Genomic DNA, 26554 nt, shown 5'->3' with positions numbered 1-26554 from the left:
CCGCGGTCTTGCGCCTGGCGCGCCGGCCGTCCTGTAGAAACCTGCAGCCATGCTCCTGACCCTGGTCATCCTTTACCTGCTTGTCACCATCGCGATCGGCCTGTGGGCCGCCAAGCGGGTGAAGAACACGGCGGACTTCGCCATCGCCGGGCGGCACCTGCCGCTGGTGATGATCGTCACCACGACCTTCGCGACCTGGTTCGGCTCCGAGACGGTGCTCGGGATCCCGGCCAAGTTCGTGCAGACCGGCCTGAACGGCGTGGTCGAGGACCCGTTCGGCGCGGGCTCCTGCCTGATCCTGGTGGGCCTGTTCTTCGCGGCCAAGCTCTACCGGATGACGCTGCTGACGATCAGCGACTACTACCGCGAGCGCTACGGCCGCGTGGTCGAGGTGGTGTGCAGCTTCATCATCATCCTGTCCTACCTGGGCTGGGTGGCGGCGCAGGTCACGGCGCTGGGCCTGGTGTTCAAGCTGCTGTCGGGCGGCGCGATCAGCATCCCGGTGGGCATGATGATCGGCACCGCGTCCATCCTGGCCTACACGCTGTTCGGGGGCATGTGGTCGGTGGCGGTGACCGACTTCATCCAGATGATCATCCTGGTGGTCGGCCTGTCGATCATCGCGTTCTTCGCCGCAGACATGGCCGGCGGCGCCGACAAGGTCATCGCGCTGGCGTCCAGCCAGGACATGTTCCGCTTCCTGCCCGAGCCGAGCTTCCACGACATCGTGTTCTTCCTCGGCGCGGCGATCACGATGATGCTGGGCTCGATCCCGCAGCAGGACGTGTTCCAGCGGGTGATGTCGGCCAAGGACGTCAAGGCCGCCACGCGCGGCCCGGTCATCGGCGGCATCTGCTACATCCTGTTCGCCTTCGTGCCGATGTTCATCGTCGTCAGCGCGCTGATCATCATGCCGAACGAGGCCAAGCAGCTGATCGCCGAGGACCCGCAGCAGGTCATCCCGACCCTGGTCATCGACCGCATGCCCTTCGTGATGCAGGTGATCTTCTTTGGCGCGCTGCTGTCGGCGCTGAAGTCGACCGCCTCGGCCACGCTGCTGGCGCCGTCGGTCACCTTCGTCGAGAACATCTGGCGCCAGTTCTTCCCGCGCGTCTCCGACAAGCAGGAACTGCGCACGATGCGCATCGCGGTGCTGCTGTTCTCGGTCTGCGTGTGCGCCTACGCGATCGCGCTGCAGGGCACGTCGATCTACGAGATGGTCTCCAGCGCCTACCAGGTCACGCTGGTGGGCGCCTTCGTGCCGCTGGTCTTCGGCCTGTACTGGAAGCGCGCGACCACGCAGGGCGCGATCTTCGCGATCGCGCTGGGCGTGCTCACCTGGCTGCTGTTCCTGCTGACGCCGGCCGGCGAGCAGTTCCCGGCGCAGCTGGCGGGGCTGCTGGCGGGCGTGGTGGGGATGCTCATCGGCTCGCTCGGCCCGCAGGCGATCCGGGACGCCCACGGCACGCACCACCGCCTGGCCGGCGGGGCATGAGCGGGTCACTCTATATAATTTCGGGTTTTTGACCCGGTAGTCCCACCACATGCCGATCTACGCTTACCGCTGCGGCGACTGCGGCCACGCCAAAGACGTGCTGCAGAAGCTGTCCGACGCCCCGCTGACCGTCTGCCCCGCGTGCGGCGCGCAGAGCTTTTCCAAGCAGGTCACCGCCGCCGGCTTCCAGCTCAAGGGCTCGGGCTGGTACGTGACGGACTTCCGCGGCGGTTCCGGCGGCGGCGCCGCGGCGCCGGCGAGCGCCCCAGCCTCCGGCGGCGACGCCCCGGCGGCCTCCGGCGGGACCACCTCGACGTCGACCTCGACGTCGGACTCCTCCAGCGCCTCCGGCGCTTCCGCGTCCTCGAGCACCCCCTGCGGCGGCTCCTGCGCCTGCCACTGACGCCGAGGCCCGGACCCAGGCAATGAGAAAGTACATCATCACCGGCCTGCTGGTCTGGCTGCCCCTGGCGATCACCGTCTGGGTGCTGCTGTGGGTCCTGGGCATGATCGACGGCGTCTTCGTCTGGCTGCTGTCGGCCATCGGCGCCGTGCTGCCGGCGCCCGCGCGGGAATCGCTCAGCCAGCTGCACGACATCCCCGGCCTGGGGGTGGTCGTCATGGTCGGGCTGCTGATGCTGACCGGCATGTTCGTCGCGAACATCTTCGGCCAGTGGTGGCTGCGCCAGTGGGACCGGCTGCTCTACAAGATTCCCATCGTCAAGAGCATCTACAGCTCGGTCAAGCAGGTCTCGGACACGCTGTTCTCGTCCAGCGGCAACGCCTTCCGCGAGGCGGTGCTGGTGCCGTATCCGCACCAGGGCTCCTGGACGATCGCCTTCGTCACCGGCAAGCCCGGCGGCGAGGTCGCCCAGCAGCTGGGCTCGCTCAGCGGCGCGGAGCCCGACGAGCACGTGTCGCTGTACGTCCCGACGACGCCGAATCCGACGTCCGGCTTCTTCCTGATGATGCCCCGGGCGCAGTTGCGGCCTTTGGCGATGAGCGTCGACGAGGCGCTCAAATACATCATCTCGATGGGCGTGGTCGCTCCCCAGGGGGAGCCGGCCATCGTCCTTCCGAGCGAGCCCGTTCGAAATTGACCGGGCTGGGCGCCCCGGCAAGCGCTCAGTCCTGAGGGTCCGAAGGACCCCGCCAGCGCCCTTGACCCGCTGGCCGCGCCCGTCGCGCGCCGCGCCGACGACCCGCCGCCAGCGTCGAACCGAACACTGAATTTCCGGAGAACTCCATGCGTACCTGCTATGCCGGCCAAGTCAGCGAGAAGCTGCTGGACCAGACCGTGACCCTGATGGGTTGGGCCCATCGAAGCCGCGACCACGGCGGCGTCATCTTCATCGAACTGCGCGACCGCGAAGGCCTGGTGCAGGTCGTCTGCGACCCGGACCGCCCCGACATGTTCAAGGTGGCCGAGAGCGTGCGCAGCGAGTACTGCATCAAGGTCGTGGGCAAGGTGCGCGCGCGCCCGGCCGACAAGCAGAACGCCAATGTCGCCAGCGGCAAGGTCGAGGTGCTGTGCCATGAGCTGGAAGTGCTGAACCCGTCGGTGACGCCGGCCTTCCCGCTGGACGACGAGAACATCTCCGAGACCACGCGCCTGACGCATCGCGTGCTGGACCTGCGCCGCCCGTACATGCAGAACAACCTGATGCTGCGCTACCGCGTGGCGATGGAGGCGCGCAAGTTCCTGGACGAGCACGGCTTCGTCGACATCGAGACGCCGATGCTGACCAAGAGCACGCCCGAGGGCGCGCGCGACTACCTGGTCCCGTCGCGGGTGCATGACGGCATGTTCTTCGCGCTGCCGCAGTCGCCGCAGCTGTTCAAGCAGCTGCTGATGGTGGCCGGTTTCGACCGCTACTACCAGATCACCAAGTGCTTCCGCGACGAGGACCTGCGCGCCGACCGCCAGCCCGAATTCACGCAGATCGACATCGAGACCTCGTTCCTGAACGAGGAAGAGATCCGCGCGATGTTCGAGGGCATGATCCGCCACGTCTTCCGCAAGGCGCTGGACGTCGAACTGGGCGACTACCCGGTGATGAAGTACGCCGAGGCGATGCACCGTTTCGGCTCGGACAAGCCGGACCTGCGCGTCAAGCTCGAGTTCACCGAGCTGACCGACGTGATGGGCGACGTGGACTTCAAGGTCTTCTCCGGTCCGGCGACGACGCCGGGCGGCCGCGTGGTGGCGCTGCGCGTGCCGGGCGGTGCGTCGATGAGCCGCGGCGAGATCGACAGCTACACCGAGTTCGTGAAGATCTACGGCGCCAAGGGCCTGGCCTGGATCAAGGTCAACGAGACGGCCAAGGGCCGCGAGGGCCTGCAGTCGCCGATCGTGAAGAACCTGCACGACAAGGCGGTGGCGGACATCCTGGCGCGCACCGGCGCGCAGGACGGCGACCTGATCTTCTTCGGCGCGGACAAGGCCAAGGTCGTCAACGACGCGATCGGCGGGCTGCGCCTGAAGATCGGCCACAGCGAGTTCGGCAAGACCTCGGGCCTGTTCGAGGACAAGTGGGCGCCGCTGTGGGTCGTCGACTTCCCGATGTTCGAGGAAGACGAGGAAAACAAGCGCTGGGCCGCCGTGCACCACCCGTTCACCGCGCCCAAGGACGGCCATGAGGACCTGATGGTCACCGACCCCGGCAAGTGCGTGGCCAAGGCCTACGACATGGTGCTCAACGGCTGGGAGCTGGGCGGCGGCTCGGTGCGGATCCACCGCGCCGACGTGCAGGCCAAGGTCTTCGAGGCGCTGAACATCTCCCCGGAGGAACAGCGCGTGAAGTTCGGCTTCCTGCTGGACGCGCTGCAGTACGGCGCCCCGCCGCACGGCGGCCTGGCCTTCGGCCTGGACCGCCTGGTCACGCTGATGACCAAGGCCGAGTCGATCCGCGACGTCATCGCCTTCCCGAAGACCCAGCGCGCGCAGTGCCTGCTGACCGGCGCGCCGTCCTTCGTCGACGAGAAGCAGCTGCGCGAGTTGCACATCCGCCTGCGCAACCCGGGCGGCGCTGCGCCTGCGGCCGACAAGGCCTGAACAGGGCCTGAAGCGCGGAAGCGCCGAGGCGCCGCCCAGGCGGCGGCGCCCCGCCAATGACAAACGCCCCGGCGGATCGCTCCGCCGGGGCGTTTTTCCTGGGCGCGAGGCTTACTTCGCCGCGTCCAGGTGGTACTGCGTCACGCGCTCGACCTCGTTCTTCGAGCCCAGCACCACGGCGACGCGTTCATGCAGCTTGGTCGGCTGCAGGTCCAGGATGCGCTGCCTGGCGTTCGTCGCGGCGCCGCCGGCCTGCTCGACCAGGAAGGCCATCGGGTTGGCCTCGTACATCAGGCGCAGCTTGCCGGCCTTGTTGGGCTCGCGCTGGTCCCAGGGGTACATGAAGATCCCGCCGCGCGTCAGGATGCGGTGCACGTCCGCCACCATCGACGCGATCCAGCGCATGTTGAAGTCCTTGCCGCGCGGACCGGTCGTGCCGGCCAGGCACTCGTCGATGTAGCGCTTCACCGGCGCGTCCCAGTGCCGCATGTTGGACATGTTGATCGCGAACTCCTTGGTGTCCGCGGGGATCTTCACGTCGTCGGCGGTCAGCACCCACGAGCCCTGCTCGCGGTCCAGCGTGAACATCGCCACGCCGTCGCCGACGGTCAGCACCAGCGTCGTCTGCGGTCCGTAGACGCAGTAGCCGGCGGCGGCCTGCGCCGAGCCCGGCTGCAGGAAGTCGTCCTCGCTGACGCCCTTGCTGCCCTCGGGTTTCTTCAGCACCGAGAAGATGGTCCCGATCGACACGTTCACGTCGATGTTGCTCGAGCCGTCCAGCGGATCGAACATCAGCAGGTACTCGCCCTGCGGGAAGCGGTTGGGCACCAGGTGGATGCTTTCCATCTCCTCCGAGGCCATCGCGGCCAGGTGGCCGCCCCACTCGTTGGCTTCGATCAGGACCTCGTTGGCGATGATGTCCAGCTTCTTCTGGACCTCGCCCTGGACGTTCTCCGAGCCGGCGGTGCCCAGCACGTCGCCCAGCGCGCCCTTGTTGACGCTGATGGCGATGCGCTTGCAGGCGCGGGCCACCACCTCGATCAGCAGGCGCAGCTGCTGCGGGATGTGGCCGTGCAGCCGCTGCTGCTCGACGAGGTATTGGGTCAGGCTGACGCGTTGACTCATGAAACGACTCCGGATGGTTGAGAAGCTTCTTGCGACGCGGCCGGCTCCGCCGCGGCCACCGGCCGCGGATCCAGGGCCAGCGCGCGCTCGACGATTTCGCGCACGTCGTTGGACAGGTCCGGCTTGGCGGCCACGCGGGCGATGGCCTCGCGCGCGGCGCCGCGGTACGGCTGCGCCAGCGCGGTCCAGCGGTCCATCACGCGGGCCAGGCGGCCGGCGACCTGCGGGTTGATCGCGTCCAGCGCCAGCACCTGCTCGGCCCAGAACACGTAGCCCGCCGCGTCCGCGCGGTGGAACGCCGCCGGGTTGAACATCGCCAGCGCGAAGACCAGGCTGCGCGCGCGGTTCGGGTTCTTCAGCGTGAAGTCGGGGTGCTTCATCAGCTGCTTGACCTTGGCGAAGGTCTTGCCGTCGATCTCGGCGGCGCGGCCCTGCAGCGCGAACCACTTGTCGATGACCAGTGCCTCGCCCTTGAACTGGGCGTGGAAGCGCGCCAGCGCGCTGTCGGCCAGCTCGGCATGCGCGTTCACCAGCGCGCTCAGCGCGCCCAGGCGGTCGGTCATGTTGGCCGCGTCCTTGAAGCGCTGGTACGCGCGGCCCGGCCACACGCCGTCGCCGCCGCGGGTCGCGTTCAGCACCAGCATGGCCAGCGCCAGGTTCACCAGCGCGCGCTTGCCGCTCTGCACCGGATCGGGGCTGTAGCCGCTGGTGACCTGGTGCGCGTCGAAGGCCCAGGCCCAGTCCGCCTGCAGGGCGGACGCCAGCTGCGTCTGCGCCGCGACCACCGCGGCATGGATCGCCTGCGGGTCGACGACCTCGAGCTGCTCGGCGATGTAGGCCTCGCCGGGCAGCTGCAGCGCCAGCGACTTGAAGGCGGGGTCCAGTTCAGGATGGCGCAGCACCGCGCGCATCGCGTCCAGGTAGGCGGCGTCCAGCACCAGCGGCTGGCCCGAGCGCACGGCGCCCAGGATGCGCGCCAGCGCCAGGCGCTGCGAGGCTTCCCAGCGGTTGAACGCGTCGGTGTCGTGCTTGAGCAGCACCAGCAGCTCGGCATCGCCCAGGCCGTCGTCCAGCACCACCGGCGCGGAGAAGCCGCGCAGCAGCGACGGCACCGGCTCGGACGGCACGTTGACGAAGACGAAGGTTTGCTCGGGCTGGTCCAGCACCAGCACGCGCTCGGTGTCGGTGGTGCCGGCGTCGCCGTCCTCGCCCTGCAGCATCAGCGGTAGCGCCTGGCCGTCGCGCGACAGCAGGCCCAGCGCGACCGGGATCACCTGCGGCAGCTTGCCGTCCTGGCCCGGCGTCGAGGGCGACGACTGCCGCAGCGTCAGCGTGAAGGTCTGGGCGGCGGCGTCGTAGGCGCCGCGCGCGGTCAGGCGCGGCGTGCCGGCCTGCGCGTACCAGCGCTTGAACGTGTCCAGCCGGGTCGACAGCGCCGAGCCCGGATTCGCGTCCGCGATCGCCTGCGCGAAGTCGTCGCAGGTCACGGCCTGGCCGTCATGGCGCTCGAAGTACAGGGCCATGCCCTTGGCGAAGCCCTCGCGGCCGACCAGCGTCTGGTACATGCGCACGACCTCCGAGCCCTTCTCGTAGACCGTGGCGGTGTAGAAGTTGTTGATCTCGACGTACTCGTCGGGGCGCACCGGATGGGCCATCGCGCCGGCGTCCTCGGGGAACTGGCGGGCGCGCAGCGCGCGCACGTCCTCGATGCGGCAGACCGCGCGGGCGCTCGGCGTGGCGGCCATGTCCTGGCTGAATTCCTGGTCGCGGAAGACGGTCAGGCCTTCCTTGAGCGACAGCTGGAACCAGTCGCGGCAGGTGACGCGGTTGCCGGTCCAGTTGTGGAAGTACTCGTGCGCGACGATCGATTCGATGCGGTGGAAGTCCGCGTCGGTCGCGGTGGCCGGGGAGGCCAGCAGCGCCGAGGTGTTGAAGATGTTCAGCCCCTTGTTCTCCATCGCGCCCATGTTGAAGTCGGACACGCCGACGACCATGAAGCGTTCCAGATCCAGCGGCAGGTTGAAGCGGGCCTCGTCCCACACGACCGACGCGATCAGCGCGTTCATCGCGTGTTCGGTCTTCTCCAGGTCGCCCTGGCGGACGTAGACCTGCAGCAGGTGGTCCTTGCCGCCGCGGGTGCGGATGCGCTGCTCGCGCGCGACCAGGTCGCCGGCGACCATCGCGAACAGGTAGCTCGGCTTGGGGAAGGGGTCGTGCCACTTGGCGAGGTGGCGGCCGTTGTCGAGCTCGGCGGTCTCGACCAGGTTGCCGTTGGACAGCAGCACCGGGTACTTCGCCTTGTCGGCGCGCATCGTCACCGTGTAGACCGCCATCACGTCGGGGCGGTCCAGGAAGTAGGTGATGCGGCGGAAGCCTTCGGCCTCGCACTGCGTGAAGAAGCCGCCGCCGGAGGTGTACAGGCCCGACAGCGCGGTGTTCTTTTCCGGGCAGCAGGTGTTGCGGATCTCGAGCGTGAAGTCCGCGTCGGGCACGTTGTCGATGATCAGCTCGTGGCCTTCCTGGCGGAAGGACACGCTCTCGCCGTCGATCAGCACGCGCAGCAGGTTCAGTTCCTCGCCATGCAGGCGCAGCGGGCCGTGCGGCACCGCGGCATTGCGTTCCAGCCGCATCTTGCTGGCGACCAGCGTCTTGGCCGGGTCGAGGTCGAAGCACAGGTCGACGGTGCGGATCCAGAAGATCGGCGCGACGTAGTCGGCGCGGCGGATCAGGGTGGCAGTGCCTTCACGCATGGCGGGCTTCCTTGTAGGAATGAAGAAGCCCCGGGCTCAAGGGTCGTGCGCCGGGGCTGTTTGTCTCTGTGTTGCTCTTACACGCCTTGCTTGAGCGAGGCGGTGATGAATGCGTCGAGGTCGCCGTCCAGCACCTTCTGGGTGTTGGAGATCTCGACGTTGGTGCGCAGGTCCTTGATGCGGCTCTGGTCCAGCACGTACGAGCGGATCTGGTGGCCCCAGCCCACGTCGGTCTTGCTGTCCTCGAGCTTTTGCTGCTCGGCCATGCGCTTCTTCATCTCGTGGTCGTACAGGCGCGAGCGCAGGCGGCGCCAGGCGACGTCGCGGTTGCTGTGCTGGCTGCGGCTGTCCTGGCACTGCACGACGATGCCGGTGGGCACGTGGGTCAGGCGCACGGCCGAATCGGTCTTGTTGATGTGCTGGCCGCCGGCGCCGGAGGCGCGGTAGGTGTCGGTGCGCACGTCGGCCGGATTGATGTCGATCTCGATCGAGTCGTCGATCTCGGGATAGACGAACAGCGAGGCGAAGCTGGTGTGGCGGCCGCCGGAGGAGTCGAAGGGGCTCTTGCGGACCAGGCGGTGCACGCCCGATTCGGAGCGCAGCAGGCCGAAGGCGTACTCGCCTTCCACCTTGATGGTGGCGCTCTTGATGCCGGCGATCTCGTCGTCGGTCTGTTCCTCGACCTCGGCCTTGAAGCCCTTGCGTTCGCAGTACTTCAGGTACTGGCGCAGCAGCATGCCGGCCCAGTCGCAGGCTTCGGTGCCGCCGGCGCCGGCCTGGATGTCGATGAAGCAGTTCAGCGGGTCGGCCGGGTTGTTGAACATCCGGCGGAACTCGAGTTCCTCGACCTTCTCGGTCAGCTTGGCGGACTCGTCCTCGATGGTCTGCAGGCCGGTGACGTCGTTCTCTTCCTTGGACATCTCGAACAGCTCGAGGTTGTCGGAGAGGTTCGAGGTCAGGTGATTGATGGTCTCGACGACCTGTTCGAGGGTGCGCTTTTCCTTGCCGAGTTCCTGGGCCCGCTTGGGTTCGTTCCAGACGTTGGGGTTCTCCAGGGCGGCGTTGACTTCGTTCAACCGCAGCGATTTGCGGTCGTAGTCAAAGGTACCCCCTTAGCGCGTCGGTCCGCGCTTGCAGATCGGTCAGCGTGGTGCCGATCGCGTTGATTTGCTCGATGTCCATGATGTGTTCGAGTGAAAGAGCCCCCGACAGGGGGCCCGAAGCCGGGTATTTTCTCATGCTGCCGGGTGGGGGCTCCCTAAGATGGCGGGATGGCTTCGAAACCCCCTGTCACCGAAGCGGGTTACCCCGCCGGCACGCCGTCGGGCATCTTCCGCGCCCGGCGGCGCTGGGTGCGCCGCGGCAACTGGCGGTTGACGTTGCTGTTGTTGCTCGTGTGGGCTGGCGTGACCTTCGGGGTGGCCTATTTCGCGCGGGCGCTGAGCTTCGATTTCTTTGGTTGGCCCTTCAGTTTCTGGGTGGGCTCGCAGGGGGCGTTGATCGTCTATGTCGCGATCGTGGTGATCTACGCGAGCGTGATGAACCGCCGGGAGGCGGAGGCGGGCGTGAAGGACCCGGTGCCGTATTTCGACGAACTGGAAGCGAAGCGTCCGGAGAAGGACCGTTCCGGTCCGATCACTGGGTTCTAGGAAGCCCCGCCCACCCCCTCGCTCGCACGCACGGACGCACGCACGCACGCGCGCGCACGGAGTCCTCGATGCGAGTCGGCGCAAGCCGGGGTGGGGGCGAGGATTTGCGTCGCCTGCAAGCGTATGACGAGCCCCCACCCCGGCTTGAGCCGACGGGGCGAGGGCAGAGAACGGCGCGCCCCCGCTTGAGCCGACGGGGCGGGGGCAGAGAAACATCAGAAGGGCGAAGCGTCCTGCTTCACCGCCGCGAGCTGCGCCTGGAGGTCGGCGACCTGGGCGCGCAGCCGGATGTTCTCGTCCTGCAGCGCGCCGACCTGCGCGCGGAGCAGGGCGACGGCGGGATCGGCCTCCAGCTCGCCATCGGCGTTGGTCGGCACGTCCAGCAGCGCGACGGCGACTTCCGCGACCGCGTCGCCGGCGGCCTTCTTTCCGACCTTGGAGTCGCGCACGCGCTTGGCGGCCTGGCGGAGTTCCTTCTTGCCCCCCGCGGCCGCGGCGGCCTGTTCCTCTGCGGGCAGGTCGGCGATGACGGCGGCGGCGCTGATGGAGACTTCGCCGGACTTGACGGCGGCGACCAACTCGGGCGCGGCGGCCTTCTGGATTTTCTCGATCTGGGTGACGGTGGCGCTGCTGATGCGGGCGGCGCGGGCGATGGCTTCGCGGCTCTTGAGCGGGGGGGCGTCCGGCACCGGGGCGCCGGTGGCGCTGGCCGGGGATTCCTCGGCGGCGGCGGTGGTCTCGGGGGCGGGATCGTTGAGCACCGCCAGCCGGCGGGCTTCCATGATTTCCTTCTTGCGCAGCGCGAGCACGCCGCGCTGGAAGTCGGAGACGCTGCGGCGGCCCAGGTGCTGGTCGATCATCCAGAGGTGGACGTCTTCCATCGACTTGAAGCGCGTGTTCTGCACGGTCTGGAAGGGGATGCCGTGCTTGGTGCAGATGCCGTGGCGGTTGTGGCCGTCGACGAGGATGTCGCCCCAGAGCACCAGCGCGTCGCGGCAGCCTTCGGCGAGGATGCTGCGTTCGAGCGCGGCGTATTCGTCCTCGGTCAGGGGATCGATGTAGGCCTTGAGTTCTTCGGTGACGATGATGTTCATGACGACGGGCAACGGGGACGGCGGGGGAGGGCGGCGTGCGCGGAGCGCGCGGGTCGCGCGGGCGACGGACGGCGCCGGAAAAGGGCGGCATTCTGCCTAATCCGCGACGGTAAGCTGTCGCACCCCGTCGACGCGCGCCGGTTGCCGCGTCGGAAATCCCACGGAACACCCCGAGATGAGCGAAGCGATCCCGCCCCAGGCTGGTCTGTTGTCCGACGGCTGGGACTATCCCTCCCCCCATCGGATGGAGGTGCGTCCCCAATCGGCGGACATCGACGGCCTGAACCACACCAACAACGCGGTCTACGTGAAGTGGTGCGAGCAGGTGGCGTGGTCGCATTCCGAGGCGCTGGGCCTGGACATCGAGGATTACCGCCGCCTGGACCGGGCGATGGCGATCCGGCATGGGCATTACGACTACCTGCTGCCGTCCTTCGAGGGCGAGGCGCTGGTGCTGGGGACGTGGCTGACGGCCGGCGACGGCAAGCTGGCGATGGAGCGGCGGTTCCAGCTGCGCCGCGCCGAGGATGGGCGCACGCTGATGCGCGGGCGCTGGGAGCTGGTGTGCATCGACATCAGCGGCGGCCGGCCGAAGCGGATGCCGCCGGAGTTCGTCGCGGCGTATCAGGCGGCGGTGGTGGCCGACACCGGCTCAGGGGACGGCGTCTGACCCATGTCGATCACTCGCCACATCCGCCCGTCGGTGAAAAAGGCCTTCGCCGTCGCCCACGTGATCGGGCTGTCGGAGCACTGGAAACCAGGCGCCCACGAGGTCGGCTACGAGTCGACCTCGAGCTTTGTGGCCGCCTTCCACGCGATGTTCGGCACCACGCCGTCGAAGTACTTCCGTCAGGACCGGGGCTGATCCCGGACGATGCTGTCCGTCCATCGACAGAAGTCGTCGCGGGATCGACGGCGCGTCATGGACGCGCCCGATACCGTCGAGGACTCCGACAGCTCCCTCCGTCGCGCCTCCCATGCTCATCGACCTCGGCCCGCTTCGCCGCAACCCGGCGTTCCGCCTGTTGTTCCTCAGCCAGTTCATCTCGGCCCTCGGCACGATGGTCAGCTACGTGGCCGTGCCCTGGCAGCTGTACCAGCTGACCGGCTCCAACATGGAGATCGGCCTGCTGGGGCTGGTGCAGCTCGGGCCGGTGGTGGTGTGCGGCCTGCTGGGCGGCGCGGTGGCCGACCGGATGGACCGCAAGCGGCTGCTGATCGGGTCGGAGGCCGTCATGGCGGCCTGCGTGGCCGGCCTGCTGGTCAACGCGCACGCGTCGTCGCCGAGCCTGCTGGCGATCTACCTGCTGGTGGCGCTGCTGCAGGGCGCCAGCGGCTTCCATCGCCCCGCGCTGGAGGCGCTGACGCAGAAGGCGGCGCGCCCTGACGAGTACGCCGCCGTGGCCGCGCTGTCGTCGCTGCGCGGCACCTTCGGCATGGTGGCCGGCCCGGCGCTCGCCGGCGCGCTGCTGGCCGCGGGCGGCGCGGTCTGGGCCTACGTGTTCGACTGCGCGTCCTTCCTGCTGTCGCTGCTCCTGCTGGCGCGCCTGCCGCGGGCGCTGGTGGCGGGCCTGCCGCGCGACCGCGAGCCGCCGCACCTGCTCGCCGACCTGGCCGAGGGCGTGCGCTACGCCCGCGGCAAGCCGGAGCTGCTGGGCACCTACATCGTCGACAACGTCGCGATGGCGTTCGCTTTCCCGGTGGCGCTCTTCCCGGCGATGGCGCAGGCCTACGGGCGGACGGAGTCCGTCGGCTGGCTGCTGTCGTCGATGTCGATCGGCGCGCTGGCCATCGCGGTCTTCAGCGGCTGGACCGGCCGCGTGAGCCGGCATGGCCGCGCGGTCGTGATCGCCGCGGCGGTCTGGGCGCTGGGCACCGTCGCGCTGGGCTTCGCGCCGACCCTGTGGTGGGCGATGGCCTGCCTGGCGGTGGCCGGCGCGGCGGACATGGTCAGCGGGGTCTTCCGCGGCACGATCTGGAACGAGACGATCCCCAATCACCTGCGCGGCCGGCTCGCCGGCATCGAGATGATCAGCTACCTCGCCGGTCCGCTGATCGGCAACGCCCGGGCCGGCTTCAGCGCCGATGCCATCGGGGTGTTCAGCGCCATCTGGGTCGGCGGGCTGGTGTGCGCGATCGGCGTGGTGGCCACGGGCTTCCTGCTGCCGACGTTCTGGCGCTACCGGGGCGGACCCGCCGCCGCGGGTTGAGCGGCGCGCGCGTCAGGCCTCGAGGAAGTCCTGCACCGCGCTCGCCAGCGCCTCGGGCTGGTCGTGGTGCATCATGTGCGCCGCCTGCTGCAGCGTGACGCGCCGGAGGTCCTTCACGACGCCGAGCCGCGCCTCGAAGTCCTCGCGCGGATAGCGGTCGCCCCACCATTGCGAGAGCTTGGTCTCGCTGCCCTCGACCCACAGCGTCGGCGCCGCGATGCGCGACCAGCAGGCCAGCGCCTCCGCCTTGCGGTACAGCACCGGATTGGTCCGCTTGTGCGCCGGGTCGCCCAGGATGTGCCAGCGTCCGTCGTCGCCCTGGCGCGACCAGTGGGGCGCGAGCCACGCGGCCTTGGCCGCGCTCAGCCGCGGGTTGGTCTTCATCAGCCGCTGGGCGACGCCGTCGACGCTGTCGTAGGTCTTGAGGCTCTGCGCCTCCTTCAGCTCGTCGAGCCAGCTCGCCAGCCGCGCGGGCGCCATCTCGGGCGTGGTCTCCGGCAGGCCGAAGCCCTCGAGGTTCACCAGCTTGCGCAGCCGTTGCGGGCGCACGCCGGCGTAGGTCATCGCGATGTTGCCGCCCATGCTGTGGCCGAGCAGGTCCACGGGCGCGTCCGGGCTGACGGCGTCGAGCAGCGCGTCGAGGTCGCCGAGGTAGTCGGGGAACCAGTACGCATCGCCGCCGTTGCCGTCGGTGAGGCCGAAGCCGCGCCAGTCGATCGCGACGACGCTGCGGTCCTCGTCGAAGGCGTCGACCATGAACTGGAACGACGCGCCGACGTCCATCCAGCCGTGGACCATCACCAGCAGCGGCCGCTGGCCATCGGGCTCGGGGCCCCAGCGCAGCACGTGATGGCGCAGGCCGCGCAGCGTCATGAACGCGCTGCGATGCGGGCGGCGGACGGCGTACGCGGAAGACTCGGCGGGGCGCGGGGCGGTGCTCATGGGGCGCGACTGTAGTGCCGCGCCCCGTTCGAGGCTTTCGCCATGGAGACAGCGAGGCCTCGCGGCCTCGACGTGGCGCTCGCCTCGACGCTCGCCCCTCAGGCCCGCTTGCGCCGCGACACGCCCAGCGCCGCCAGCCCGGCCAGGCCGAGCAGCACGCTCGTGGGCTCCGGCACGTTCTGCGCGGCCTCGAGCGACACGTTGTCCAGCATGACGGCGCTCCAGATCTCGCTGTCCTCGCTCTGGCCGACGCCGAAGTACACCGACCACAGGCCGCCCTGCGAGAAGGTGTAGGCATGCCCGCCCTCGCGCAGCGCCACGCGCTCGACGATGTCGCCGTTGGTCGCGTAGAACCAGCCGTTGTCGTAGAACGGGTCGACGGCCAGCTCGCCGTAGGCCCGCCAGTCCCAGTTCAGCGTGTCGCCGGCGGCGACGGTGAGGTCCCGGGCCAGGAAGGCGCCGTAGTGGAACACCGCGGGCAGCACCGAGAACGTGTAGGTGGGCAGGCCCGCCCCCGGCGCGGTAAACGGCATCGGCAGCGGGCAGGCGAGGTTCCAGACGTCCTGCGCGCAGGTCCAGTTCGGGCCCAGCGGATTGCCGGAGACCGCGACGATCATGGCCGACGAGCCGCTGATCGGCGCGTACGGCGAGGCCGCGTCGACGATGGCGGTGTTGGAGCCGCCGGGACCGAGGTCGGTCCAGCCGCGCGAGTACCAGCCGGCCAGGCCGTTCTCGAAGTCGCCGTTGGTCAGCGGCAGGGCCTGGGCCGCCGCGGCCGCGCCCAGGCACAGGGCGGCGACGAGGGACTTGTTCCGGAGGTGCTTGGTCATGACTCCCTTTCGAAGCGTGGTGCGAAACCCGCGAGTCTTCGCATCGCGCCCGATCGGCGAATCCCTAGTTGTCGAATCGCGTCCTCAAGCTTGAGGATGGCTGCACTCGGCGTTGGCGACAATCCGGCGCGGGCATGGCCTGACCCCGGCCTGGCCCCGGCCCGGCGCCCCGATGCCGGCGCCGCTTCCGTCCCTTGCCCTTCGAGTGCCCCATGACGACCCCTGACGCGACCCCTGACGCCTACACCCTCCGTCCCGCGCGCCCCGACGACCTCGGCGCCATCGTCGGCCTGATCGGCGAGCTCGCCGATTTCGAGCACCTGTCGCACCTGATGGACGTGACGCCCGAGAAGCTGCTTCCGCATCTCTTCGGCGAGCGCCCGGTCTGCGAGGCCCTGGTCGCCGAGCACGACAGCGGCGCCGTCGTCGCCTTCGCGCTGACCTTCACCAACTTCTCGACCTTCCTGGGCAAGCCCGGGATGTACCTCGAGGACCTGTACGTGCAGCCCGCGCATCGCGGCGCCGGGCTGGGCAAGCGTTTCCTGACGCGGCTCGCGCAGATCGCCATCGAGCGCGACTACGGCCGCTTCGAATGGTGCGTGCTCGACTGGAACGAGCCCGCCATCCGCTTCTACGAAAAGATGGGCGCGACGATCATGCCGGACTGGCGCCTGTGCCGCCTCGCCGGCGACGCGCTGGCGAAGTTCAAGGGCTGAGAGGCCGGCCTCCGCCGCCATCGGCCCGGCGGCACGCCTCCCGCTCGCCGCGCCGGCGCGTCACTTCAGCCAGTCGTCCAGCAGCTCCGGCGGGCGCGCGATCAGCGCCCGCTCGCCGTCGACGACGATGGGCCGTTGCAGCAGCTTCGGCCGCTCGGCCACCGCCCGCAGCAGCTGCGCGTCGGTCAGCGACGCGTCGGCCAGGCCGAGCTCGCGGTAGTCGTCCTCGCCGTCGCGCAGCATCGCGCGGGCCGGCACGCCCAGCCGGCGCTGCAGCGCGGTCAGCGCCTCCAGCGACAGCGGGGTGACCAGGTACTCGACGACCTCGGGGCGAAGGCCGCGCGACTCGAGCCGCTCGAGCGCCTCGCGGGACTTGGAGCAGCGCGGGTTATGCAGGATCTGAATAGCCATGCGCGGCAGTGTAGGGGTCCCTCCCCGGGGCAGGGCCGCACCACGCCGACGCTACGGGCTTTCCATGACGACCGTGCGGGACCCGCTCGCTAGCATCCACGCTCTTGTTCCAGACCAGGAGGCAGTGACGCGATGGATGCCTATGCGCTGATCCACGGCGCCTTCCGTTGGCAGGTGCCCGAGCGGCTCGCCATCGCCGAACTCTGCTGCGGCCGCTGGGCCCGCGAGACCCCCGACGCGCCCGCCATCCTCTTCGACAGCGACAGCGGATGCCGCGCCCAGTACAGCTTCGGCCAGCTGCAGCGCGCGGCCAACCGGCTGTCCAACGCGCTCCGGCGCCTGGGCGTGGCGCCCGGCGACCGCGTCGCGCTGGTGCTGCCGCAGCGCTTCGAGACCGCCGTCGCCCACATCGCGATCAACCAGCTCGGCGCGGTCGCGATGCCGCTGTCGATGCTGTTCGGGCCCGACGCGCTCGAGTACCGCCTGCGCGACAGCGCCGCCCGCGTCGCCATCGTCGAGGCCGGCGCGCTCGGCGCGGTGCGCGAGGCGCGCGCCACCTGTCCCGCGCTGCACCGGCTGCTGGTCGTCGGCGGCGCCGACGCGCGCGACGGCGAGACCGACTGGATGGCCGCGCTGCAGGCCGAGGACGCGCGCTTCGCCGCGCGCGACAACGCGGCCGAGGATCCGGCGCTGCTGATCTACACCAGCGGCACCACCGGCGCGCCCAAGGGCGCCTTGCTCCCGCAGCGCGCGCTGCTGGGCAACCTCACCGGTTTCATCGCCAGCCAGAACTGGTTCGGCTTCGATCCCAACGATCCGACGGTGCGCAGCGAGGCGGTGTTCTGGAGCCCGGCCGACTGGGCCTGGACCGGCGGGCTGATGGACGCGCTGCTGCCGTCGCTGTGCTTCGGCCGGCCGATCCTGGGCTACCAGGGCCGCTTCTCGCCGGAGAAGGCCTTCGAGCTGATGCAGCACTACGGCATCACCCACAGCTTCCTGTTCCCCACCGCGCTGAAGGCGATGATGAAGGCGGTGCCGCATCCGTCGGCGCGCTACACGCTGCGGTTGCAGGCGCTGATGAGCGCCGGCGAGGCCGTCGGCGACGCGGTCTTCGACTGGGTGACGCGCGAGCTGGGCGTCACCGTCAACGAGATGTTCGGCCAGACCGAGATCAACTATGTCGTCGGCAACTGCGCGCGGCTGTGGCCGGCCAAGCCCGGCAGCATGGGCCGCGCCTATCCGGGGCACCGCGTGGCGGTCATCGACGACGAGGGCCGGGTCTGCGCGCCGGGCCAGGTCGGCGATGTCGCGGTCCATCGGCGCGACGTGCATGGGGATCTCGACCCGATCTTCTTCCTCGGCTACTGGGGCAACGAGGCCGCGACCGCGGCCAAGTTCACCGGCGATCCGTCGGACAGCTGGTGCCGCACCGGCGACCTCGCGCGCGCCGACGAGGACGGCTACCTCTGGTACGAGGGTCGCGCCGACGACCAGTTCAAGGTCGCCGGCTATCGCATCGGCCCCGGCGAGATCGAGAACTGCCTGGTGCGCCACGACGCCGTCGCCAACGCGGCCGTCGTGCCCAAGCCCGATGCCGAGCGCGGCGCGCTGGTGAAGGCCTTCGTCGTGCTGGCGCCGGGGCGGCAGCCGTCGGCGGCGCTGACCGAGGAACTGCAGGCCTTCGTCAGGCAGCGGCTCGCGCCGTACGAGTACCCGAAGGAAATCGAATTCCTGGAGAGCCTGCCGATGACGACCACCGGCAAGGTCCAGCGCCGCGTGCTGCGGCAGCTGGAGGCCGACCGGGCCGCCGGCCGCGCCGCCTGACCCGGGGCTTCGCCGGTCGTCGCACCGTCGCTTGACGGCGCGCGTCGGCCACCGGCGAACGCGGGCCGCGCGCGCTCAGTTCGCGCGCGTGTTGCGCAGCTTCACGTAGAGCTTGGTGTTGGCGCCGGGCGGCGGCAGGAACAGCGCCGCGTCGGGCCATTGCTCCTGGCCGGTCAGCACGGTGCAGGCGCGCGAGGGCTTGCCCTTGGGCGTCTCGGGCTCGCGCTGCTGCGCCTCGGCCGGCAGCGGCAGGCGCCAGCGCTGGCCGCCCTCGGCCCAGTCCAGGTTCCACTGCGGCTGGTCGCTGCAGGCGATGACGCCGTCGATCTGCGGGAACATCCAGCGCACGTACCAGGGCAGCAGCTCGGTACGCAAGCGCTGGCCGACCGCCACGACCCGGCGCACCGTGGCCATGTCCAGCATCTCCGGCGGCGTCGACAGGTCGATGCTCAGCCGCACGCCGAGGTCGCCCTTGGCGGCGTTGGTGCCGAAGTCCATGTCCTTGGCGCGGTTCGCCGGGAAGGTCGGCAGGTCGAAGCCGCCTTTCTCGTCGATCGGGATCGGGATGTATTCCTCGTCGCTCATCAGCGCCAGCTTGGTGCCCGCCGGCGGCGGCTTGGCCGAGTCCTTGGCGTCGGTCAGCACGAAGCGGCTGACGAAGAGGCCTTCGCCCTCGGTGCGCAGCTTGGCCAGCAGCTCGTTGAGCCGCTTGTAGGGGAAGGAGGTCCCGCGTTTCATGTCGCTCTGGACCGTCGGCAGCGCGGTGGCGCCGGCGGTTCCCGTGGCGGGGGCGGCGGAGGCGGTCGTGGTGGTGATCGCGGCCGTGGCCGTGGCCGTGGCGTCGCCGGTGGACGGCGCGGCGGCGGTCGTCGTTGGCGTGGCGCCATGGGCGGTCGCGGTCGCGGCTGCGACGGGCTCGCAGCCGGCGAGCAGGGCGCCCAGGACGGCGAAGGTGGCGGCGGCGATGGCCCCGCGGGTGGTGGGCGGATTCACTTCTGGGTCTCTCCCTGATGCGCGAGGCGCGACTTGCGCTGAACGCGTGACTGGCGGATGCGTTGACGATGTCGCCGGGGCAGGGCTCACGGCGTCAGCGGCGGCACTTGCCGCGCGCCTCGGCCAGCAGCCAGAACGGCGCGCTGAGCAGGCCCATGCCGCCCCCGGCGTACTCGCCCTTGAGGCAGTCGCCGGTGGCGCCCTTCATGATTTCCTTGCCGAGCTTGGCGGAGGCCTCGACCTTCTCGGGCGCCTGGCTGGCCTGGTCGGCGCGCTCGGCGAGCAGGGGTTGGCCTTGCGTCGCTTGGCGGACCGCGCGCTTTGTCGCGGCGCCGTACAGCAGGTCGCGGCCGGACGGGCCCGATGCCCCCGAGGCCGGCGCCGGAGCGGCGATGACGACGGTCGTGCGGGGTTCCTGGTGCGCCCGGTCGATCTCCGGCGCCGGTACCTGGATGGCCGAGGGCGATCGCGCGGCGCTTCTCGGCTCGGGGTCAGGCCTTGCCTCGCGCCTGGACGGCGAACGCTCCGCGCGATCGGCACGGTCCGCGCGATCCGGACGTTCAGCCTTCGCCTTGGCCACGGGCGCCGGCACCGGCTTGGGCAAGGGCGGCAGGTGGATCGTGATCATTCGCACCGACGACCGCGGCTGGTCGTGGCGCGCATCGACGCGATGCGCGTGGCGCGCCGCCTGCTGCAGGCCCACGAGCAGCGCCGCGTGCAGCAACAGCACCGCGCCGATGGTGACCACCCGCGTCTCACGCTTCGCCATCGCCGCCTCCGGTGTTCCCGTCCTCGCCGGGTTCCCAGGCGAGCAGGTCGCCTGGCTGGCAGTCCAGCACCGCGCAGATCCGCGACAGCGTGTCGAAGCGCACCCCGCGCACCTTGCCGGACTTCAGCAGCGACAGGTTGGCCTCGGTGATGCCGATGGCCTCGGCGAGCTCCTTGGAGCGCATCTTGCGCTGCGCGAGCATCACGTCGAGTCGGACGACGATGGGCATGGGCGGGATCCTCGGGCCGGCGCGTTCAGACGAACTCGGCGTTTTCCTTGGCCATGCGCTGGGCCTCGCCCATCACCAGTGCCATCGCGGTCAGCACCAGGCCGCACAGCAGCACCACGTAATGCGTGCTGCCCAGCTGGAACGACAGCATCCGCTGGCCCGGCGGGTTCTTCAGCGTCAGCGCCAGGACGGTGGCCGTCTCGCTCAGCGGCATCACCGCCGCCAGCGCGGTGATCGACTGGCCCAGGCGCCGCAGGTGGCGGGTGGGCGCGTCGGCGAAGACCTCGCCGCGCAGGTAGCTGCCGAACAACCGCCACAGCGACAGCAGCGCGTAGACCGTCAGCAGCGTCAGCGGCAGGTTGGCCAGCAGCCCCCACAGGCGCGAGACGGCGTCGAACTGCGCGTGGCCGGTGGGGATCAGGTCGCGCTTGATCAGCCGCTCGACCAGGGCCGCGTTGCTCCAGAACGTGACCTGGAAACCGACGATCACCGCCATCGCCACCAGCGCCATCGCGCGCACGCAATGGGCGATCCAGCGGATGCGCCGCAGGGAGGCGGAGGGGGAATCGTCGCTCGACATCGTCATGACCGTTACCGTCGCTTGGTAAGAAATTACTGTAAAACAATAATTTCAACCGTGCAATCCCGGACGGCGTAAAGAAGGGGGAAGGTTCGCGCGCGCCCGGCGCACGGCGATGGCGGGCGGCCGGGGCGGGCCGGGCGCGTCCTCATGCACACTGGCCGGTTGCCGCGCCGGCACCGGGCGCGGTCCCTGCAAGGAGAACAACATGGAACGCGTCACCCTCGGACAGTCCGACCTGTCGGTCACCCGCATCGGCCTGGGCACGATGACCTTCGGCGAGCAGGTCGACGAGGCCGGCAGCCACGCGCTGCTCGATCGCGCGGTCGACGCCGGCATCAACCTGCTGGACCTGGCCGAGATGTACCCGGTGCCCGCGCGCGCCGAGACCTTCGGCCGGACCGAGGCCATCGTCGGCCGCTGGCTGAAGGCGCGGCCGGGGCTGCGGGACCGGCTGGTCATCGCGACCAAGGTCGCCGGCCCGTCGCGCGGCTACGACTGGATCCGCGACGGCAGCCAGGACCTGACCGGCGCGCAGATCGTGCAGGCCTGCGAGGACAGCCTGCGCCGGCTGCAGCTGCAGACCATCGACCTGTTCCAGATCCACTGGCCCGCGCGTCACGTGCCGATGTTCGGCGGCGTCTACTTCGAGCCCGCCAAGGACAAGCCGGTCGCGTCGATGCACGAGCAGCTCGAGGCGCTCGGCCAGTTGCAGCGCGCGGGAAAGATCCGTCACGTCGGCCTGTCCAACGAGACCGCCTACGGCGTCGGCGAGTTCATCCACCTGGCCGCGCAACACGGCCTGCCGCGCATCGCCAGCGTGCAGAACCCCTACAGCCTGGTGAACCGCGTCGTCGAGAACGGGCTGGACGAGGCGCTGTACCGGCACCAGGTCGGCCTGCTGGCGTACTCGCCGCTGGGCTTCGGCGCGCTGAGCGGCAAGTACGACGCGAACGGCCTGGCGGATCCGGCGAAGCCGGGCCGGCTGGCGATCTTCGACAGCATGAAGAAGCAGCGCTGGGCACGTCCGGAATCGCTGGAGGCGGCGCGCCGCTACAACGCGCTGGCGGCGGAGCTGGGCATGTCGCCGGCGACGCTGGCGATGGCCTGGGTCACCTCGCGCTGGCAGACCGCCAGCACGCTGATCGGCATCACGACGGCGGCGCAGCTCGACGAGAACGTCGCGGCGCTGGGCCGCCCGCTCGACGCCGACACGCTGGCGCGCATCGACCGCATCCGCTGGGAGATCCGCGACCCGGCGCAGTGAGGACGCCGTGTTGACCGCGTTCAGTCGACCGTCAGCTCGAACGCGCCGCCGGCCAGCCGCTGGCCGTTGACCAGCACCTCGACGGCGTGGGTGCCGGCGTAATGGGTGCGGGTCGTGAAGTCGCGCAGCGCGCGGCGGATGCGGATCGGCGCCGATTCGCCGGCCGCCAGCTCCACCGTCTTGAGCTTGAACACCTTCGGCGACGCGCGGCCGTTCTTCTTCACGTAGTGGACCGCGTAGTCGACGACCAGGCGCTGGCCCGCCTGGGCGGTGGAGCGCAGCGCGAAGGCGATCTCCACCTCGCCGCCCAGCGCCACGCGCGCCGGCTGGATCGTCAACCACTCGACCACCGCCTCGGCGCCCTCGCTCGCGCCGATCAGCTTGAGCGCCCGCGCATCGCCCTGCTTGATGCGCGAGCGCAGCGCGTGCTTGACGATCCAGGCGCTGCGCTCGTCGCCGAGGTCCCAGTCCGCCAGCCGCGCGAAGACCCAATCGGCATGGTCCTTCGTGATGTCGTTGAGGTTGTTGGCGACGGAACGCCGCACGTAGAGGCTGTCGTCGGCGCGCAGCGCGTCGAGGATCCGCGCCAGCGGCGCCGGATCGGCCACCAGCGCGTCCAGCCGGAACGACCACGGCAGGCGCGGCCGGCAGCCCTCGCTGGCCAGGCGGCGCACATGCTCGTCGGGATGCGCCGTCCAGCGCGCCATCACCGCCAGCGTGCCGGCGAGGTCCTGTCGCAGGAAGGGGCGGATCGCGAATTCCGCGGTGCCATGCGGCGTCAGGCGTTCGAGCGCCTGGAGCGACGCGGCCGGATCGTGCAGGCCGTGGCTCGCGACGAAGTCGCACAGGCCCATGTTGATGAAGGCGCCGCCCGCGGTCGGCGCGGCCGCGACGACGGCGTCCAGTTGCTCGCCGTAGCGGCCGGGCAGGGCGACGGCCAGCGCCTCCGCGACGCGGTGCACGCGCTGCATGATCGACAGCGGCTCGAGGCCCTCGGTCGCCGCGGCGAGGAAGCGCCGGCGGTCGAAGCCGCGCGCGGTGTCGGCGAACACGTCGGCCAGCGCGCGCAAGGCGGTCTCGCCGATCAGGTCCTTGAGGTTGTAGCCGGCGTTCGGGGCGGCATCCGGCGTCGTGTCGGTCATGGCGGTCAGGGGGCGTGGGCAGCGCCGCAGCGTACGTCCGACGCGCGCCACGCCCTGTCAGCAGCAAGCTCGTACAAGCCGCGCCGCGCGCGCCGCACCGACAATCCGCGCCCATGAGCAAGAAATCCGCCCACGTCAGCGAGACCCTCGCGACGCAGATGCTGCGCCAGCACCGGGTCGCGTTCGGCGAACACGTCTACGACTACGTCGACCACGGCGGCACCGGCGAGTCCTCCAAGCAGCTCGGCGTGCCCGAGCACGAGGTGGTCAAGACGCTGGTGATGCAGGACGAGAAGGCGCAGCCGCTGATCGTGCTGATGCACGGCGACTGCACCGTCAGCCTGAAGGAGCTCGCGCGGCAGATCCCCTGCAAGAAGGTCGAGCCCTGCAAGCCCGATGTCGCGCAGCGCCACAGCGGCTACCTGGTCGGCGGCACCTCGCCGTTCGGCACCCGCAAGGCGATGCCGGTGTTCGTCGAATCGACGGTGCTGGCGCTGCCCCGCATCCTGATCAACGGCGGTCGCCGGGGCTACCTGGTGAGCCTGGAACCCCGGGTTTTGACGGAGCTGCTGGGGGCCCGGCCGGTCGAGTGCGCGCTGAAGTCCGGGGCAGAATAGCGCCCCATGCAAAGTACCGTGTTCTCCTTGTTGGCCGTCGTGGCCGGGTATCTGATCGGCTCGCTGTCCTTCGCGGTGATCGTCAGCCGCCTGATGGGCCTGTCCGATCCGCGCAGCTACGGCAGCGGCAACCCGGGCGCGACCAACGTGCTGCGATCGGGCAACAAGGCCGCGGCGATCCTCACGCTGGTGTTCGACGCGCTCAAGGGCTTCGTGCCGGTGCTGCTGGTGCTCAAGTTCGGCGCGCCCTACGGCCTGGAGGAAGGCACCGCGGCGCTGGTCGGCCTGGCCGCCTTCGTCGGCCACCTGTGGCCGGTGTTCTTCAAGTTCATCGGCGGCAAGGGCGTCGCCACCGCGGCCGGCGTGCTGCTGGCGATCAACCCGTGGCTGGGCCTGGCGGTGCTGGGCGTCTGGATCGCGATGGCGGTGGTGTTCCGCTACTCGTCGCTGGCCTCGCTGAGCGCCGCGGTCGCCGCGCCGCTGCTGCAGATGCTGGTCTGGGAGATCGGCCCCGAGCTGCCGGCCATCGTGCTGATGAGCCTGCTGCTGATCTGGCGTCACGCGGCCAACATCAGGAAGCTGATGGCGGGCACCGAAAGCAAGCTCGGCCAGAAGTCGGCGCCTGCCGCCGCCGCCGCGGCCGCGGCCGTTCCGGCGAAGTCGCACCGTCACGAGCAGTCGCGCGAGAAGCGCGACCACAAGCATTCCCACAAAGCGAAGCAGCACAGCAAATGAGCAACATCGAACGATTCGACGTCGGCGCCCGCCTCTCGGAGATGGCCGTCCACAACGGCGTGGTCTACCTCGCCGGCCAGGTGCCGGACGATGCGACCGCCGACATCACCGGCCAGACCGAGCAGGTGCTGGCGATGATCGACAAGCTGCTGGCCCGCGCCGGCAGCGACAAGACCAAGATCCTGCGCGCGCAGCTCTACATCGCCGACGTCAAGGACCTGGCCGGCATGAACGCCGCCTGGGACGCCTGGGTGCCGGCCGGCCACACGCCGCCGCGCGCCACGGTCGAGGCCAAGCTGGCCAAGCCCGAGTGGAAGATCGAGATCGTCATCACCGCCGCGGTCTGAGGCCGCGCCGGGGCGGCGCGACGCGTCCGCCGCCCGAATGCATGAACGAATGACAAACGCCGGCCTCGCGCCGGCGTTTTGCATGGGACTCCGCAGCCGGGGGGCTTGGCGGATTACTCCTCGGCGTCCTGCAATTCCAGCCCGAGGCAGGCCGGATCGCCGCAACCCCGGCGCACCAGCACCGGCGGATCCTCGGTCATGTCGACCACCGTGGTCGGCGTCATCGCGCAGGCGCCGGCGTCGATGATCAGCTGGATCTGCCGGTCGTAGCGGGCGGTGATCTCCTGCGGGTCGTTGAGCGGCTCGTGCTCGCCCGGCGGGATCAGCGTGGTCGCCAGCAGCGGGCCGCCGACGATGGCCAGCAGGTCCTGCGTCACGCGGTGGTCCGGCACGCGCAGCCCGATCGTGCGGCGCGACGGGTGCGACAGCCGCCGCGGGACCTCCTTCGTCGCCTCCAGGATGAAGGTGAAGGGGCCCGGCGTGGCCATCTTGATCATCCGGTACTGCTTGTTGTCCACGCGGGCATAGCTGCCCAGCTCGCTGAGGTCGCGGCACAGCAGCGTCATGTGGTGCTTGTCGTCGACGCCGCGGATGCGGCGCAGCGCCTCGGCCGCCGCCTTGTCGTCGAGCTGGCAGACCAGCGCGTAGCTGGAGTCGGTCGGGATCGCGCCGATGCCGCCCTGGCCCAGGATCTGCGCCGCCTGGCGCAGGAAGCGGGCCTGCGGGTTGTCGGGATGGACTTCGAAGATTTGCGCCATGGTGCTCGCGAGGGGCAATCGGTGTGCGGGGCGGCCGGTGGGGCCGAAGGGCCGGGAAGCCGGGAAGCTGGAACGCCGGGAGCGCGGTCGACGGGCGCGGCGCTCAGGCCGGCCAGTGGATGCGGTGCTCGATGGCGTTCCACACCGGTTTGAGTTTGCCGGAAAGGTGCTCCTCGAGCTTGCCGACGTCGACGCGGCTTTCCTCAGGACTGTGGAAGTCCGAGCCGCGCGAGGCCAGCAGGTCGAATTCGAGCGCCGTGTCGGTGTACTGGACCATGTCCGCCGACGTGTGGCTGCCGGTCACGACCTCGATGCCGCGGCCGCCATGGGCGATGAACTCGGTGATCAGCGCGTATTCCTCGGTCGGCGTGAAGCCGTAGCGGCCCGGGTGCGCGATGACGGCCAGGCCGCCGGCGTCGACGATCCAGCCCACCGCGTCGCGCAGCGCGGCCCAGCGGTGCGGCACGAAGCCCGGCTTGCCCTCGGTCAGGAAGCGGCGGAAGACCTCGGGCACGTCGTCGCAATGGCCCGCCTCGACCAGGAAGCGGGCGAAGTGGGTGCGCGAGATCAGCTCCGGATTGCCGGCGTGCTTGAGCGCGCCTTCGTAGGCGCCGGGGATGCCGGCCCGGGCCAGGTCCTCGGACATCTCGCGGGCCCGCGCGCCGCGGCCGCCGCGCGTCGCGCGCAGCCCCTCGACCATGCGCGGGTCGCGGTGGTCGAAGCCCAGGCCGACGATGTGCACGACCTTGCCGGCGAAGGTGACCGAGATCTCGACGCCGGTCAGGTAGGGCAGCCCCAGCGCGCGAGCGGCCTCCAGCGCGCGTTGCTGGCCGCCGACCTCGTCGTGGTCCGTCAGCGCCCAGAGCTCGACGCCGTTGGCCTTCGCGCGCTCGGCCAGCGCCTCGGGCGACAGCGTGCCGTCGGAGACCGTCGAGTGGCAGTGCAGGTCCGCGTTGGTCTGCGCGTGCAGGGCGACGCGCGGCGTCGCGGGCAGGCCGGGGTCGGGATCGGGCAGG

General features: G+C 70.2%; 28 protein-coding genes. 14 read left to right on the top strand and 14 right to left on the bottom strand.

Features of this window, described 5'->3' with window-relative positions:
- The first annotated feature begins 49 nt into the window (after positions 1-49).
- The 4 genes from N5D62_RS12395 (at position 50) to aspS (ending at position 4550) form a co-directional block, all read left to right on the top strand.
- Positions 50-1495 (top strand): sodium:solute symporter family protein, encoded by a 1446-nt coding sequence (locus tag N5D62_RS12395; protein WP_279758120.1) that lies wholly within the window; start codon positions 50-52, stop codon positions 1493-1495.
- 49 nt (positions 1496-1544) lie between these two features.
- The gene (locus tag N5D62_RS12390; RefSeq protein WP_279758119.1) at positions 1545-1898 is read left to right on the top strand and encodes an FmdB family zinc ribbon protein; all 354 of its coding nucleotides are present in this window, start codon (positions 1545-1547) and stop codon (positions 1896-1898) included.
- Positions 1899-1920: 22 nt separating this feature from the next.
- Positions 1921-2595, top strand: a complete 675-nt coding sequence (locus N5D62_RS12385; protein WP_279758118.1) for a DUF502 domain-containing protein — start codon at positions 1921-1923, stop codon at positions 2593-2595.
- 146 nt (positions 2596-2741) lie between these two features.
- Positions 2742-4550 (top strand): aspartate--tRNA ligase, encoded by a 1809-nt coding sequence (gene aspS / locus N5D62_RS12380; RefSeq protein ID WP_279758117.1) that lies wholly within the window; start codon positions 2742-2744, stop codon positions 4548-4550.
- A gap of 111 nt (positions 4551-4661) precedes the next feature.
- Here aspS and N5D62_RS12375 read toward each other — a convergent pair whose 3' ends face one another.
- The 3 genes from N5D62_RS12375 to prfB form a co-directional block, all read right to left on the bottom strand.
- Positions 4662-5675: a class 1 fructose-bisphosphatase gene (locus N5D62_RS12375; RefSeq protein ID WP_279758116.1), complete on the bottom strand. Its 1014-nt coding sequence runs from the start codon at positions 5673-5675 to the stop codon at positions 4662-4664.
- Complete coding sequence (gene pepN / locus N5D62_RS12370; RefSeq protein ID WP_279758115.1) at positions 5672-8425, bottom strand: aminopeptidase N; 2754 nt, start codon at positions 8423-8425, stop codon at positions 5672-5674. Before pepN ends, N5D62_RS12375 begins: the two co-directional genes overlap by 4 nt.
- Before the next feature lie 77 nt (positions 8426-8502).
- Positions 8503-9607, bottom strand: a protein-coding gene (prfB, locus tag N5D62_RS12365) for a peptide chain release factor 2 (RefSeq protein WP_279758114.1) whose coding sequence is annotated in 2 segments (ribosomal slippage) — positions 8503-9525 and positions 9527-9607 — 1104 coding nt in all. Because the reading frame shifts where the segments join, the coding sequence is not laid out codon by codon here.
- A gap of 146 nt (positions 9608-9753) precedes the next feature.
- On the opposite strand from prfB, the gene N5D62_RS12360 reads away from it, so the two are divergent.
- Complete coding sequence (locus N5D62_RS12360) at positions 9754-10074, top strand: DUF4212 domain-containing protein (protein WP_279758161.1); 321 nt, start codon at positions 9754-9756, stop codon at positions 10072-10074.
- A 215-nt stretch (positions 10075-10289) separates the two neighbouring features.
- Here N5D62_RS12360 and N5D62_RS12355 read toward each other — a convergent pair whose 3' ends face one another.
- Positions 10290-11168, bottom strand: coding sequence for a plasmid replication/partition related protein (locus N5D62_RS12355; protein WP_279758113.1), 879 nt, complete (start codon positions 11166-11168; stop codon positions 10290-10292).
- A 175-nt stretch (positions 11169-11343) separates the two neighbouring features.
- Here N5D62_RS12355 and N5D62_RS12350 point away from each other — a divergent pair, with 175 nt between their 5' ends.
- From N5D62_RS12350 to N5D62_RS12340, 3 genes are all read left to right on the top strand, one after another.
- Entirely contained in the window at positions 11344-11838 is a 495-nt protein-coding gene (locus N5D62_RS12350) for a thioesterase family protein (RefSeq protein ID WP_279758112.1), read from the top strand.
- Between the two features lie 3 nt (positions 11839-11841).
- Complete coding sequence (locus N5D62_RS12345) at positions 11842-12033, top strand: helix-turn-helix domain-containing protein (RefSeq protein ID WP_279758111.1); 192 nt, start codon at positions 11842-11844, stop codon at positions 12031-12033.
- 112 nt (positions 12034-12145) lie between these two features.
- A complete protein-coding gene (locus N5D62_RS12340; RefSeq protein WP_279758110.1) occupies positions 12146-13378 on the top strand; it encodes an MFS transporter in 1233 nt (410 codons plus the stop codon).
- A gap of 12 nt (positions 13379-13390) precedes the next feature.
- On the opposite strand, the gene N5D62_RS12335 is transcribed toward N5D62_RS12340, so the two are convergent.
- Positions 13391-14320: an alpha/beta hydrolase gene (locus N5D62_RS12335; protein ID WP_279758109.1), complete on the bottom strand. Its 930-nt coding sequence runs from the start codon at positions 14318-14320 to the stop codon at positions 13391-13393.
- Between the two features lie 98 nt (positions 14321-14418).
- On the bottom strand, positions 14419-15150 hold the full coding sequence (locus N5D62_RS12330) for a PEP-CTERM sorting domain-containing protein (protein WP_279758108.1): 732 nt from the start codon (positions 15148-15150) through the stop codon (positions 14419-14421).
- 212 nt (positions 15151-15362) lie between these two features.
- Between N5D62_RS12330 and N5D62_RS12325 the strand changes: the two genes are divergently transcribed.
- Positions 15363-15866, top strand: coding sequence for a GNAT family N-acetyltransferase (locus N5D62_RS12325; protein ID WP_279758107.1), 504 nt, complete (start codon positions 15363-15365; stop codon positions 15864-15866).
- Between the two features lie 60 nt (positions 15867-15926).
- Here the strand turns inward: N5D62_RS12325 and arsC are convergent, their stop codons facing one another.
- On the bottom strand, positions 15927-16277 hold the full coding sequence (gene arsC / locus N5D62_RS12320) for an arsenate reductase (glutaredoxin) (RefSeq protein WP_279758106.1): 351 nt from the start codon (positions 16275-16277) through the stop codon (positions 15927-15929).
- A 132-nt stretch (positions 16278-16409) separates the two neighbouring features.
- Between arsC and N5D62_RS12315 the strand changes: the two genes are divergently transcribed.
- Positions 16410-18101 (top strand): AMP-binding protein, encoded by a 1692-nt coding sequence (locus N5D62_RS12315; protein WP_279758105.1) that lies wholly within the window; start codon positions 16410-16412, stop codon positions 18099-18101.
- 75 nt (positions 18102-18176) lie between these two features.
- Here the strand turns inward: N5D62_RS12315 and N5D62_RS12310 are convergent, their stop codons facing one another.
- The 4 genes from N5D62_RS12310 to N5D62_RS12295 all read right to left on the bottom strand — a co-directional run bounded on the left by N5D62_RS12310 (position 18177) and on the right by N5D62_RS12295 (position 20678).
- Positions 18177-19094 carry a hypothetical protein gene (locus tag N5D62_RS12310; protein ID WP_279758104.1) on the bottom strand — a complete coding sequence of 306 codons (918 nt, stop codon included), beginning with the start codon at positions 19092-19094 and terminating at the stop codon, positions 18177-18179.
- Between the two features lie 94 nt (positions 19095-19188).
- On the bottom strand, positions 19189-19863 hold the full coding sequence (locus N5D62_RS12305) for a hypothetical protein (RefSeq protein WP_279758103.1): 675 nt from the start codon (positions 19861-19863) through the stop codon (positions 19189-19191).
- Positions 19850-20092, bottom strand: coding sequence for a helix-turn-helix transcriptional regulator (locus tag N5D62_RS12300; RefSeq protein WP_279758102.1), 243 nt, complete (start codon positions 20090-20092; stop codon positions 19850-19852). The genes N5D62_RS12305 and N5D62_RS12300 overlap by 14 nt, the downstream gene beginning before the upstream one ends.
- A 25-nt stretch (positions 20093-20117) precedes the next feature.
- Positions 20118-20678 (bottom strand): DUF2975 domain-containing protein, encoded by a 561-nt coding sequence (locus N5D62_RS12295; RefSeq protein WP_279758101.1) that lies wholly within the window; start codon positions 20676-20678, stop codon positions 20118-20120.
- Between the two features lie 202 nt (positions 20679-20880).
- Here N5D62_RS12295 and N5D62_RS12290 point away from each other — a divergent pair, with 202 nt between their 5' ends.
- Entirely contained in the window at positions 20881-21939 is a 1059-nt protein-coding gene (locus N5D62_RS12290; protein WP_279758100.1) for an aldo/keto reductase, read from the top strand.
- Positions 21940-21959: 20 nt separating this feature from the next.
- Here N5D62_RS12290 and N5D62_RS12285 read toward each other — a convergent pair whose 3' ends face one another.
- Positions 21960-23081: a DNA alkylation repair protein gene (locus N5D62_RS12285; RefSeq protein ID WP_279758099.1), complete on the bottom strand. Its 1122-nt coding sequence runs from the start codon at positions 23079-23081 to the stop codon at positions 21960-21962.
- 113 nt (positions 23082-23194) lie between these two features.
- Here N5D62_RS12285 and N5D62_RS12280 point away from each other — a divergent pair, with 113 nt between their 5' ends.
- From N5D62_RS12280 to N5D62_RS12270, 3 genes are read left to right on the top strand one after another with little or no spacing between them, the layout of a single operon-like run.
- On the top strand, positions 23195-23698 hold the full coding sequence (locus N5D62_RS12280; RefSeq protein ID WP_279758098.1) for an aminoacyl-tRNA deacylase: 504 nt from the start codon (positions 23195-23197) through the stop codon (positions 23696-23698).
- Between the two features lie 6 nt (positions 23699-23704).
- Complete coding sequence (gene plsY / locus N5D62_RS12275) at positions 23705-24433, top strand: glycerol-3-phosphate 1-O-acyltransferase PlsY (RefSeq protein WP_279758097.1); 729 nt, start codon at positions 23705-23707, stop codon at positions 24431-24433.
- Positions 24430-24780, top strand: a complete 351-nt coding sequence (locus tag N5D62_RS12270) for a RidA family protein (protein ID WP_279758096.1) — start codon at positions 24430-24432, stop codon at positions 24778-24780. Before plsY ends, N5D62_RS12270 begins: the two co-directional genes overlap by 4 nt.
- A 113-nt stretch (positions 24781-24893) precedes the next feature.
- Here the strand turns inward: N5D62_RS12270 and N5D62_RS12265 are convergent, their stop codons facing one another.
- On the bottom strand, positions 24894-25538 hold the full coding sequence (locus tag N5D62_RS12265) for an L-threonylcarbamoyladenylate synthase (protein WP_279758095.1): 645 nt from the start codon (positions 25536-25538) through the stop codon (positions 24894-24896).
- 103 nt (positions 25539-25641) lie between these two features.
- Entirely contained in the window at positions 25642-26508 is an 867-nt protein-coding gene (locus N5D62_RS12260; RefSeq protein WP_279758160.1) for a 3',5'-nucleoside bisphosphate phosphatase, read from the bottom strand.
- Between the last annotated feature and the right edge of the window lie 46 nt (positions 26509-26554).

Source organism: Mitsuaria sp. GD03876 (assembly GCF_029840635.1).
Taxonomy (GTDB): domain Bacteria; phylum Pseudomonadota; class Gammaproteobacteria; order Burkholderiales; family Burkholderiaceae_C; genus Roseateles.
Note: the sequence above shows the minus strand (reverse complement) of the source record. Positions and strands in the feature narration are given on the sequence as shown.